The following is a 12,127-nucleotide window of genomic DNA, read 5'->3' as shown; positions in this document are numbered from 1 at the left end:
TCTGATCCACTGATCGCGTCAGGCCCGCGGCGGATCGATCCGCCGCGGGTTCGCGGTTCCGGCTCAACCCCGTTTCGCGGCCTCGTGCGTTCACCCTCCCGTCCACTCCGGGAGATTCCCATGCAACGCCGCACGCTCGCCTCCGCATTGCTCTGCGCCATCGCGCTCTCCGCCTGCACGACCACCGAAACCGTCAAGGAATCGGTCGCTGGCAACGAAGAGACGCGTCAGGTCGTCCCTACGTCCACCACGCCCGCTTCCGAGCCGCCGAAAGCGGAAGCCGCCGCATCTCTGGATGCCATCGCCGTCACCCCCCAAATGCAGCCGCGGGCCAAGGCCAACGTCGGCGCTCTGGCGTATGCGCGCGCTCCCGCCGCACCGCCTCCGCCGCAGGGTTACTGGCAGCCGAGCAACACCGAGAAATACGCCGAGCACGAGGACAACCCCGTGCATCGCGCGAGCGAGCAGCCCGTCTCCACGTTCTCGATCGACGTCGACACCGGCAGCTACAGCAACGTGCGCCGCATGCTGAAGCAAGGCACGCGTCCGCCGGCCGATGCGGTGCGCGCGGAGGAGATGATCAACTACTTCAGCTACGGCCATCCCGCGCCGTCCACGCGCGAGACGCCGTTCCGCGTCACCACCGAGCTCAGTCCGGCGCCGTGGAATGGCAAGCGCCAGCTGCTGATGGTCGGCATCAAGGGTTACGACGTGCCGAAAGCGACGCTGCCGCCGTCCAACCTGGTGTTCCTGATCGACACCTCCGGTTCGATGGACACGCCGGACAAGCTGCCGCTGCTGAAACAGGCGTTCACGCAACTGGCGCGACAGCTGCGGCCGCAGGATCACGTGTCGATCGTGGTCTACGCAGGTTCCGCCGGACTGGTGCTGCCACCCACCTCGGGCGACAAGCAGGGCGAAATTCTCGCCGCGCTCGATCGTCTCGAAGCCGGTGGCAGCACCAACGGCGGCGACGGCATCCAACTCGCCTACGCGATGGCGAAGCAAGGCTTCGTCGCGAACGGCGTCAATCGCGTGATCCTCGCCACCGACGGCGATTTCAACGTCGGCGTCACCGATCCGGGCGCGCTGGAAACGCTGGTCGCCGATCAGCGCAAGTCCGGCATCGCGCTGACCACGCTCGGTTTCGGCCAGGGCAACTACAACGATGCGCTGGCGGAAAAGCTCGCCGATGTCGGCGACGGCAATCACGCCTACATCGACACGCTGCAGGAAGCGCGCAAGGTGCTGGTGGAACAGATGGGCGCGACGCTGCTCACGATCGCGAAGGACGTGAAGATCCAGATCGAGTTCAATCCCGCGCAGGTCGCCGAATATCGTCTGATCGGCTACGAGAACCGCGTGCTGCGCCGTGAGGATTTCAGCAACGACAAGGTCGACGCCGGCGACATCGGCGCCGGGCACGAAGTGACCGCGTTGTACGAGATCACGCCTGCGGGTTCGGGGGCCGAACAATTGCCGGCGCTGCGCTACGGCAACGAAGCGAAGCCGGCCACCGGCGCCAAGACGGACGAGCTCGCCGAACTGCGTCTGCGCTACAAGCGCCCCGGTGAGGAGAAGAGCCGGCTCATCGCCACGCCCATCCTGCGCCGCGATCTGCGCGCCACGCCGAGCGACACCCTGCGCTTCGCCAGCGCCGTCGCCGCCTATGCCGATGCGCTGCGCGGCGGCACGCATCTCGGCAATTGGACGTGGGATGACATCACACGCACGGCGCGTGGCGCGCTAGGCGAGGATCGCTGGCATCAGCGCGCCGAATTCGTCGAACTGGTCGGGCAAGCGCGTGCGCTGACCGCCGGCGATACGCCGAAGATCGGCATGATCGCCGACTGAGTGGCCTCGCGCCTCGCATGTCGCGGATAGACCGATGTTGTCCCTGGCCCGGCTCGACAGCCCCGCATTTCCCCTCACGGCGCGCGCCGGCGGGAAATGCGGGGCGGCGCCCGCTCGTAACGCGGGCTTCACCTCTGGCGCCGCAACGCTTACCCTGCCGCGCATGGACGATGTCGCCGCCGCCAGCGCCGCAGTCAATGATGATCCCAGCGACGAATCGCTGATGGCGGCCTATGCCGGAGGCGACGTGCCGGCGTTCGAGCAGCTCTACGGCCGCCACCGCCTGCGCCTGCATCGCTTTTTGCTGCGGCAACTGCGCGACGGCGCGCTCGCCGACGAGTTCTTCCAGGACATCTGGCAGCGCGTGATCGCCGCGCGTCTGGATTGGAAGCCGGATGGCTCGTTCTCGAGCTGGCTGTACCGGATCGCCCACAACCGCCTCGGCGACCACTGGCGTGCGCTCAAGCATCGCCCGCCCGCACCGGAAAACGCCGACGAACGCGCCGCACGCATACCCGATCCCGACACGCCGGAGCGTAGCCTGTCGGAATTCGAGCAGCGACGCCTGGTGCAGCTGGCGCTGGACGAACTGCCGGACGAACAACGCGAAGTGATCCTGCTGCGCCTCGAACAGGAACTGACCTTGGAGGAAATCGGCGCCATCACCGGCGTCGGCCGTGAAACCGTCAAATCGCGATTGCGCTACGCGATGGACAAGCTACGTACCCGATTGGGGTCCGCCGAGGCCCCGCAAGCATGAATACCCCACACGACAACTCCGGCACCGATCCGCGCGGCGACGCGGCGCTGACGCCCGAAGAGCGCGCGCTGGCGGAGCAGATCGCCCGCACCGCGCCGCAGCGTGGGCCATCGCCTGCGCTGGACGCGAGCATCCTGCGTGCCGCGCGGGTAGCGGTCGCGGCGCCACATCCCACGGAAGCGGCCGCCGCCGCGGCGGCCACACGCGCCACGTCCGCGCGCCGACGCACACAGCGTCGGCGCTGGCCAGCCGTGTTCGGCGTCGCCGCGACGCTGGCGCTCGCGTTCGGCCTGGCCTGGCAGTTGCGGCCGGTCGACGAGGTGCGGGTCATGACCTCGGAAGCTCCGGGCATTCCTCCGCGCCCCGAGGTCAACGCCGGAGGGCCGTCGGCCGAGGACCAGGCCGCGATGGCGGTGCAGCACGATGAGTCCAGCACCGAGGTCGCAGCACAAGCCGTCGCGGCCCCGGAGGCCGTCACCGACACTCTGCAGGCGAAGGCGAGCAAGCAGAGCGCGCCACGAGAACAAAACGAAGAAGCAGCGGAGGTGAAGCAAGTCTTCGCCGTGGAACCCGCGCCGGATGCCGGGGATGCCACACGGACAGCGCCGAGCGCCGCACCCGCGGCACCGCCTCCGCCGCCCCAGGAGCCGCCTGTCCTCATGGCGCCTGCACCGGAACCGCCCTCGGGAATCCTGCCGGCGCCCGCCAACGCGGAGCCAGCACCTCAAGCCGCTTCGGATCAGCTGTATCGAACCAATAAAGAGCGCCGCGCACCGGCGCCATCTCCTGGTGCGATGGCGGCTCCAGCGCCAGTATCGGCTCCGGCCACATCCGACAGCGCCGCCAGCGGAACCGTGGCTCCGCGCTCCGGCTACAGCTATAGCAGCAACGAAAGTCAGCAGCGCCAGAAACAAGAATCCGAGAAGCAGGCCCAGGCCCTCGACAGGATCGAAGTCACCGGCTCCCGCGTCCGTGGCTTCGAGGACCAGCCGATCGACGACGAACCACCCGCCTCCGCCGATTCGCCCGAAGTGCGCGAAGCCTGGCTCAAACGCGTGCGCGAGCTGGTCACGCAGGGCGACCGCGACGCCGCGCGCGACAGCCTGCGCGAGTACCGACGCCGTTATCCCGACGCCGCGATTCCGGACGATCTGCGCCCGCTGCTGTCGGAATGAGCTTGCACACCCTGGCGGCCGCGTCGTCGCACGCGATCGAGATCAAGCACAGCCGCTTCCTCGCTCACGCCGCGCCGGTCACCTCGGCGGAAGCCGCGCTGCGCTTCGTCGAAACGGTGTCCGCGGCCGACGCCACCCATAACTGCTGGGCCTATCGCATCGGCGGCGAATATCGCTCCAGCGACGACGGCGAGCCGGCCGGCACCGCCGGACGGCCGATTCTCGCGGCCATCGACGGCCAGGGCATCGATCGCGCGGTAGTCGTGGTGACGCGCTGGTTCGGCGGGGTCAAGCTCGGCGCCGGCGGACTGGTCCGCGCCTATGGCGGCGCGGCCGCCGAATGCCTGCGCCGCGCCGAACGCGTGCCCCTGATCGAGTACGCCCTGATCAAAGTGCAGGCCGGCTTTGATGATCTCGGTCACATCCATGCCGCGCTGGCGGCTTTCGATGCGGAAAAGCTCGACGAAAGCTTCGATGTCGCCGGCGCCGTCCTGCGGCTGCGCCTGCCCGCGGACCGCGTCGACACCTTGAAAGACCATCTCAGAGACGCCACACGGGATCGGGTACGCTTCGAACGATCGTAAGCCGTGGCCGTCGCCGCGTCTGGTGCCGCCCGTTCGGCATCCGCCCATGCGAACGAGTGCACCTCTCTAGGATCATTGATGTCGGCAGCTCCGGAATCCGAAAAACCCAAATCCCGTATCGGCAGCCTGAACGCGCTATGGCCTTTCGTCATGCGCCACAAGGCGCTGTTCGTCGCCTGGCTGCTGGCGCTGGCCGCCTCGAGCATCACGACCCTGACCCTGCCGCTGGCCGTGCGCCAGATGATCGACCACGGGTTTTCCAGCAGCGACAACATCGACGCATCCTTCTTCCTGGTGCTCCTGGTGGCGATCGCGCTCGCCCTCGCCACCGCGGCGCGCTTCTTCACCGTTTCGCTGCTGGGCGAACGCGTGGTCGCCGATCTGCGCATGCAGCTGTACTCGCACCTGATCGGGCTGGGGCAGTCGTTCTTCGAACGCAACCGCAGCGGCGAGCTGGTTTCACGCCTGGCCGCTGATACCGAACTGCTGCGCAGCGTGGTCGGCTCCAGCATGTCGGTGGCGCTGCGCAGCGGCGTGATGATGCTGGGCAGCATCGTGATGCTGATGGTCACCAGTCCGCGCCTGGCTGCTTACACGCTGATCGGCATTCCCTTGTGCGTGCTGCCGATCATCATCGGCAGCCGTCGGCTGAGCAAGATCGCGCGACAAAGCCAGGATCGCGTCGCCGACGCCAATGCCCTGGCCAGCGAAGCGCTCGGCGCGGTCCGCACCGTGCAGGCGCACGCGCGCGAGCCCTACGAGCGCGGCCGCTTCGCCGACGCTGTCGCCACCACCATCGCCACAGCGCGGCGTCGCATTACCATGCATGCCACCGTCACCGCCACGACCATCACACTGGTGTTCGGCTCGATCGTCCTGGTGCTGTGGTCGGGCGCTCACGACGTCGTCAACGGCACGCTCAGCGCGGGCACGCTCGGACAGTTCGTCCTGTACGCTTTTTTGGGCGCCGGCTCGGTCGGCACCCTGGCGGAAACCTGGAACGAACTGCAGAAGGCCGCCGGCGGCATGAGCCGCATCTCGGAGCTGCTCGATGAGCGCACCGACATCACCACGCCCGCGCAGCCGGCGGAGTTGCCGCAACCGGTGCGTGGCGAATTGCACTTCGACCAGGTCGCCTTCCATTATCCGTCGCGGCCGGACGCGGCGGCGCTGGAAGACTTCACCCTGCACGTTTCGCCCGGCGAAACCGTCGCCCTGGTCGGCCCGTCCGGCGCCGGCAAGAGCACCGTGCTCGCGATGCTGCTGCGCTTCCATGATCCGCAGTCTGGCAGCATCTCCGTCGATGGCGTCGACATCCGCACGCTCGACCCATCGGCGTTGCGCGAAAGCATCGCCCTGGTGCCACAGCATCCGACCATCTTCGCCGCCAGCGCCCGCGACAACATCCGCTACGGACGCCTCGAAGCGAGCGACGCCGAACTCGAAGCAGCGGCCGGCTCCGCGGAAGCGCACGAATTCATTACCGCACTGCCGAACGGCTACGACGAACAACTCGGCGAACGCGGCGCGCGCCTGTCCGGCGGCCAGCAGCAGCGCATCGCCATCGCCCGCGCCCTGCTGAAGGACGCGCCGATCCTGCTGCTCGACGAAGCCACTTCCGCGCTGGATGCGCAGAGCGAACGCGCGGTGCAACAGGCGCTGGAAAACCTGATGGCCGGCCGCACCACCCTGGTGATCGCGCATCGCCTGGCCACGGTGCTCAAGGCGGATCGAATCGTGGTCATGGATCACGGCCGCATCGTGGCCCAGGGCACGCATACCGAACTGCTGGCGCAGGGCGGCCTGTACGCCGATCTGGCGAAGCTGCAGTTCCTCGACTAGAACGATTTTTTGCATTCGTCATTCCCGTCTTGGCGGGAATGGCGAGCGACAACCTGGTTCCCCAACCGTGGACCAGACGCTCCGTCCTGCCCCTTGACGGACACGATGCGGCATCGCGTGGGACAATTCCGCCCGTTTCCCACGCACGGAGTCACCATGGAACTTGGAATGATCGGCCTCGGCCGCATGGGCGCCAACATGGCCGAACGCCTGCTGCGCGGTGGTCATCGCGTGCACGGCTTCGATGCGGTGCAAGCAGCGCGCGATGCCGCGTCGCAGCGCGGCATCGTCGCCGCCGATTCGCTCGAAGCGCTGGTCCGTGCACTGCCCGCGCCACGCGTGCTGTGGTTGATGGTGCCCGCCGGCGAGATCGTCGACACGACGATCGCTTCCCTGCTCCCGCTGCTCGCGCCCGGCGACATCATCATCGACGGCGGCAACTCCTATTACAAGGACACCATGCGCCGCGCCGGCGAACTTGCCGCGCGCGATCTCCACTACGTCGACAGCGGCACCAGCGGCGGCATCTGGGGTCTGAAGGAAGGCTACAGCCTGATGATCGGTGGAGAAGACACCGTCGTGCAGCATCTGCAACCGATCTTCGAAACCTTGGCTCCGGCCGCCAACAAGGGCTGGGGCCGTGTCGGCCCGAGCGGCGCCGGACATTTCACCAAGATGGTCCACAACGGCATCGAATACGGCCTGATGCAGGCCTATGCCGAAGGCTTCGCCATCATGCAGCACAAGACCGAGTTCTCGCTCGACCTGCATCAGGTCGCTGAGATCTGGCGCACCGGCAGCGTGGTGCGCTCGTGGCTGCTCGATCTCACTTCCGACGCGCTGCGCAAGAATCCTGAACTGGACGGCATCGCGCCGTGGGTCGCCGATTCCGGCGAAGGCCGCTGGACCGCCGCCGAGGCCATCGCGCTCGACGTCGCGGCGCCGGTGATCACACTGTCGTTGCTGGAACGCCTGCGCTCGCGCGATGACGATTCCTTCGCCGACAAGCTGCTGGCGGCGATGCGCAATGAGTTCGGCGGGCACGCGATCAAGAAGGAATGAGTCGCGTGCAGACGCTCATGGATCGATCCTGATCGGAATGCCGGTCGGCACGAGGCTCCAGATTTCCTCGATTTCCTTGTTGCTCACGGCGATGCAGCCGTCGGTCCAGTCGAAGGGATACAGCACACTGTTACCGCCGTGGATCATGATGTCGCCGCCGGGATCCACGCCGCGCTTCCGGGCCTGTTTTCGATCGGCGTCATTGGGATACGAGATGCGCAGCGACAGATGGAAGCGGCTGTTCGGATTGCGTCCGCTGATCCGGTAGTCGCCTTCCGGCGTCTTCTCGTCGCCTTGCTGATGCTTGTGTCCCACCGGCGCATCGCCAAGCAGGATGCGGTAGGTACGCAGCACCTTGCCCCCGCGCAGCAATTGCATGCGCCGCTCCGACTTGTCGACATGGATGCGGTCCGCGCGCTGAGACACCGGCACCATCGCCGGTGGTGTCGCGGCGATCGCCACCGAGGCGATGGCCATGCAAGCCATCACCAGCGCATGTTTCACCAGATTCCTGCCGGGCATCCTGCCTTCCTTATTCGTTATCGAAGCTCGCGCGTCGTCAAAGCGCGCGTTCGAGCAAACTCGTGCAATCCAGCGCTGACGGCAGCGTCCCGAACACCAGCCCCCGCTCGCCGCCAAGACGGCTCGCGCAGAACGCATCGGCGGCCGGGCTGCCGGCGCGCAACAGGATGGATGCCTGCAAGGCCAATGCCAGGTGCTCGGTCAACAGGCGCGCACCGGCCTCCTCGACGCGTCCCGGAGACAATGCATCCTTGAGCACGACCAAGGCATCGTCGTAGGCCTTGTGCAATCCCCGCGCCGATTCCAGCTCGGCGAACAAGGCGATGCTCGTGTCCGGCTCCCGCGCCAAGGCGCGCAGCACGTCCAGGCACTGGATGTTGCCCGAACCTTCCCAGATCGAATTCAACGGCGCCTGCCGATACAGACGGGGCAGGATCGACTCCTCCACGTAACCCGCGCCACCAAGACATTCCTGCGCCTCGTTGACGAAAGCGGGCGTGCGCTTGCAGATCCAGTATTTGCCGATGGCGGTGGCGATTCGCGCGAATGCGGTTTCGTAGCGGCTCGCGTCATCGGTACCGCCGCGCTCGGCCGCATCGACGGCACGTGCCACGCGCAGCGAAAGCGCCAGCGCGGCCTCGGATTCGATGGCCAGATCGGCCAGCACGTTGCGCATCAACGGCTGTTCGATCAAGCGCCTGCCGAATGCGCGCCGGTGCGCGGCATGATGCAGCGCATGCGCCAGCGCCATGCGCATTTGCCCGGAAGAGCCGAGCATGCAGTCCAGACGCGTGAGCATCACCATCTCGAGAATGGTGGCGATGCCCCTACCCTCTTCGCCAACGCGCCAGGCCACCGCATCCACGAATTCGACTTCACTCGACGCATTGCTCCAATCGCCGAGCTTGTCCTTCAATCGCATCAACCGGAACGCGTTCTTCGTGCCGTCCGGCAGGCGTCGCGGCATCAGGAAGCAGCTCAGACCCGCTGGCGCATGCGCCAGTACCAGAAAGCCATCGCACATCGGCGCGGAGAAGAACCACTTGTGCCCGACGAGCGCATACGAATTGTCCGAAGCGGACAGAAGCGTGGCGCGCGTCGTGTTGGCACGCACGTCGCTGCCGCCCTGCTTCTCGGTCATGCCCATGCCGAGCGTGACGCCGGGTTTGTCGGCGATCGCCACATCGCGGGCGTCGTAGCGGCATGCCGCCACCTTGTCCACCCACTCGCTCAACTCCGGCGCATGGCGCAGCACCGGCACGGCGGCATGCGTCATCGTCAGCGGACAGCTGGTGCCCGGTTCCACCTGATGATGCAGATAGCTCAACGCCGCGCGCGCGACGTGCGAACCGGGCGCATGCTTGTCGAGAGCCTGTTCGGCCCAGGACAGTCCGGCGACGCCGCTCTCGATCGCCGCCTGCATGATCCGGTGATAGTTGGGATGGAACTCGACCGTGTCGATGCGATTCCCGTAACGATCGTGCGTGCGCAGCCGCGGCTTGTCGCGATGCGCATCGAAACTCAGCGCGTACTGCTCGCTACCCGCCACGGCACCGTACGCCGCGATGCGATCGACGAACGCAGCGCCGCCTTCACGCGTCACGGCCTCGCGCAGGACGACATCGTCCGCCCACAGATCGCGCGGCGCGAACTCCGGCGGCTGGTTGTCGACAGCATGGGTCTCGAAGGGCGGGAGTTGCGGCAGTTCTGCTTTCATCGCTACCTGACGTCCTGTTAGGAATCCGGATTGTCCATCAAATTCCAGCCTCTTGAGAGGAGATGTGTTCGATTTTGGTTAAAACGCCCATCGATGCGGATATCTCACGCATCCCGATCCTGCGTTAGCCGACTTGCGCAGTTTGCTTCTCGATTCCCGGAGGCAGGCTCGCATGCAGTGCATCGATGAATTCGGCTTGCAAGGCTAGTGTTCCGAACATCCCCAACTGCGTGCCGCTCAACACACGCAGCATGTGGCCACGCCCACCCGGCAGCTTGCCCAGCGGCAGGAAACTGATGTCCCGTAGCTTCGCGATCAGATCGTATTCGGACTGGAACAGCGGCGTCAGCCAGCGGCTCCAGAACTGATAGATGGCGACATGCCTGCGGCGCGCACGCTCGTAGCGCGCGAGCGCTCCGGCGACTTCCGACTCGACGCGCAGCGCATCACGCAGCGCCAACGCATCCATCAACGCCATGTTGACGCCCTGCCCCAATTGCGGGCTCATCGCGTGCGCGGCATCACCGAGCAGCACCAGGCGTTCGCGATGCCAGCGCTTCGGCACCGTGTCGCGATAACCGGCGCGCGCCAGCGATGTGGCATCTTCCATGCCGTCGAGTCTCGCATCGGCTTCCGGCCAGATGCGCGCCACCTCCTCGCGCCAGGATGGCAGGCCACGTGTCCGCCAATCGTCGAAATCGCGGGTCCGCAGGCTCCAGAAAAAGCTCAGCCTCGGCGTGGCGTCGTCCGGGCGCGTCCCGACCGGCAGCATGCCGATCATCTTGCGAGCGGCGACATAGCGCTGGCGCAACTCGTCCGCCCACGGCCAATCGCCACGCGGAAGCAGGCACCACAAGGCGCCCCAGGGATAGACGCGATCGAGACCGGCGGGATCGACATGCTGTCGCAACCGCGACCCCGAACCGTCGGCGGCGATCACCAGATCGAAAGGACCATGCCAGCGACCGTCCGCGTCGCGGATGCGGCGTCCCTCTTCCTCGGCGGCGTCGATGCGCACGCCTTGATGCAAGGCCTCGGCGGCCTCGGTCCAAGCCTGCGCGAGCAAGGCGAACAGCGCGCCGCGTTGCATGCCAAGGCCGAACATCCGCGAATCCAGCCCCGCGTAACGCATGTCCATCACGGCGCGTCCCCGCGGCGTTTCCCCATAGAGCCTGCGCACCGGCGCGCCATGCGCGAGCGCCTGCGGCAACAGCCCCATCTGCCACAACACCTGCAACCCGGTCGGCTGCAACAGCAATCCCGCCCCCACCGGCCCGGGCCGCGGCGTCTGCTCGAATACTTCCACGCGATGACCATCGCGCGACAGCAACACGGCGGCCGCCTGTCCCGCAGTCCCGTAACCGGCGATCGCAATCTGTAACGGCTTCATGCCAACGATCCTTCGCAAGAAAAAGCCCCGCCGAAGCGGGGCTCGAGAAATCACAAGACCTGCAAGCTCAAGCGACCGGAACGACCCCGGCCGCCTGGGCGCCTTTCGGCCCCTGCGTGACTTCGTAGCTGACTCTCTGGCCTTCCTGCAGGCTGCGGAAGCCCTTGGAATTGATCGCCGAAAAGTGCACGAACACATCCGCACTGCCATCCTCTGGCGCGATGAATCCGAACCCCTTGGCGTCGTTGAACCATTTCACTGTGCCGTACTGCATGTCTCTCCCTACCTTGTCTGTATGACCAAGCGTGCGCGCCCGATGGCCCCCCTGAACGCGCACGGTCGCGAGTATGCAAAGCAAATCCGCGGCTGGCAATCATCCCTGGCCCGACAAAACCTCCCCGATCAGGGCCGGCAACCCCGCCGAGGCGGCGGCCACGTTGGCGAGCACATCATCGAGCGTGATCACCTCATCACTGTCCGGCCCGGCCCCTGCCGCCCAGTTGGCCACGATCGCCAGACAGGCGTATTCGAGACCCAGCTCGCGCGCGAGTCCCGCCTCCGGCATCCCGGTCATGCCCACCAGATCGCAACCGTCCCGGCGCATGCGCGCGATCTCAGCCTTGGTCTCCAGCCGCGGCCCCTGCGTGGCGCCGTAGCAGCCGCCATCGACCAGCGCGACACCGGCCCTGCTCGCGGCCGCGACCACCGTTTTCCGCAGCGACGGCGTGTAGGGATCGCCGAAATCCACGTGCAGCACCTCGGTGCCCTCCTCCTCGCAGATCGTCGAGATGCGGCCCCAGGTGTAATCGATGATCTGATCCGGGCAAGCCAGCACGCGCGGACCGAAGCGCTCGGTGATGCCGCCGACCGTATTGAGCGCCAGCACGCGCGTCGCGCCCAGCGCCTGTAGCGCGGCGAGGTTGGCGCGGTAATTCACCTTGTGCGGCGGGACCGAATGTCCTTCACCGTGACGCGCCAGGAATGCCACGCGCTTGCCCGCGAGGGTTCCGATCCTGATCGGACCTGATGGCGCGCCGTAGCGGGTGACCGGCTGGTGGGTTTCCACGTCCTGCAGGTCCGCAAGTTTGTATAGGCCGGTGCCGCCGATGATGGCGAGGGCGATGTTGGTCATTGTTAGGTTTGCTACTGGTTTTGGCGGTGTATGGCTGGATTGTAGGAGCAAAAGCGTTTCGTCCGCTGCGCGGCCGAGTTCATTTCTTT

Annotated in this window: 11 protein-coding genes; 6 read left to right on the top strand and 5 right to left on the bottom strand. The window is 66.7% G+C overall.

What is annotated here, in order from left to right; translation table 11 throughout:
• Window positions 1-120 precede the first annotated feature (120 nt).
• The 6 genes from LG367_RS15670 (at window position 121) to gnd (ending at window position 7,277) form a co-directional block, all read left to right on the top strand.
• Window positions 121-1,854: a vWA domain-containing protein gene (locus LG367_RS15670; protein WP_226470206.1), complete on the top strand. Its 1,734-nt coding sequence runs from the start codon at window positions 121-123 to the stop codon at window positions 1,852-1,854.
• Window positions 1,855-2,017: 163 nt separating this feature from the next.
• Window positions 2,018-2,614, top strand: a complete 597-nt coding sequence (locus tag LG367_RS15665; protein WP_226470301.1) for an RNA polymerase sigma factor — start codon at window positions 2,018-2,020, stop codon at window positions 2,612-2,614.
• Window positions 2,611-3,789, top strand: a complete 1,179-nt coding sequence (locus LG367_RS15660; RefSeq protein WP_226470205.1) for a hypothetical protein — start codon at window positions 2,611-2,613, stop codon at window positions 3,787-3,789. The genes LG367_RS15665 and LG367_RS15660 overlap by 4 nt, the downstream gene beginning before the upstream one ends.
• Window positions 3,786-4,373, top strand: a complete 588-nt coding sequence (locus tag LG367_RS15655; RefSeq protein WP_226470204.1) for an IMPACT family protein — start codon at window positions 3,786-3,788, stop codon at window positions 4,371-4,373. The genes LG367_RS15660 and LG367_RS15655 overlap by 4 nt, the downstream gene beginning before the upstream one ends.
• Before the next feature lie 78 nt (window positions 4,374-4,451).
• Entirely contained in the window at window positions 4,452-6,215 is a 1,764-nt protein-coding gene (locus LG367_RS15650) for an ABC transporter transmembrane domain-containing protein (protein WP_226470203.1), read from the top strand.
• A 156-nt stretch (window positions 6,216-6,371) separates the two neighbouring features.
• Window positions 6,372-7,277 (top strand): phosphogluconate dehydrogenase (NAD(+)-dependent, decarboxylating), encoded by a 906-nt coding sequence (gnd, locus tag LG367_RS15645; RefSeq protein ID WP_226470202.1) that lies wholly within the window; start codon window positions 6,372-6,374, stop codon window positions 7,275-7,277.
• Between the two features lie 15 nt (window positions 7,278-7,292).
• Here the strand turns inward: gnd and LG367_RS15640 are convergent, their stop codons facing one another.
• The 5 genes from LG367_RS15640 to LG367_RS15620 form a co-directional block, all read right to left on the bottom strand.
• Complete coding sequence (locus LG367_RS15640) at window positions 7,293-7,799, bottom strand: L,D-transpeptidase family protein (protein ID WP_226470201.1); 507 nt, start codon at window positions 7,797-7,799, stop codon at window positions 7,293-7,295.
• A gap of 37 nt (window positions 7,800-7,836) precedes the next feature.
• Window positions 7,837-9,516, bottom strand: coding sequence for an acyl-CoA dehydrogenase family protein (locus tag LG367_RS15635; RefSeq protein ID WP_226470200.1), 1,680 nt, complete (start codon window positions 9,514-9,516; stop codon window positions 7,837-7,839).
• Between the two features lie 124 nt (window positions 9,517-9,640).
• Complete coding sequence (locus LG367_RS15630; protein WP_226470199.1) at window positions 9,641-10,906, bottom strand: FAD-dependent oxidoreductase; 1,266 nt, start codon at window positions 10,904-10,906, stop codon at window positions 9,641-9,643.
• Between the two features lie 67 nt (window positions 10,907-10,973).
• Window positions 10,974-11,180, bottom strand: a complete 207-nt coding sequence (gene cspE, locus LG367_RS15625) for a transcription antiterminator/RNA stability regulator CspE (protein WP_226470198.1) — start codon at window positions 11,178-11,180, stop codon at window positions 10,974-10,976.
• A gap of 99 nt (window positions 11,181-11,279) precedes the next feature.
• A complete protein-coding gene (locus LG367_RS15620; protein WP_226470197.1) occupies window positions 11,280-12,038 on the bottom strand; it encodes an S-methyl-5'-thioinosine phosphorylase in 759 nt (252 codons plus the stop codon).
• Between the last annotated feature and the right edge of the window lie 89 nt (window positions 12,039-12,127).

This window comes from Luteimonas panaciterrae, from assembly GCF_020511115.1.
GTDB classification, from domain to species: Bacteria; Pseudomonadota; Gammaproteobacteria; order Xanthomonadales; family Xanthomonadaceae; genus Luteimonas; species Luteimonas panaciterrae.
The sequence above is the reverse complement of the archived record's forward strand: the minus strand, read 5'-3'. Positions and strand labels throughout refer to the sequence as shown.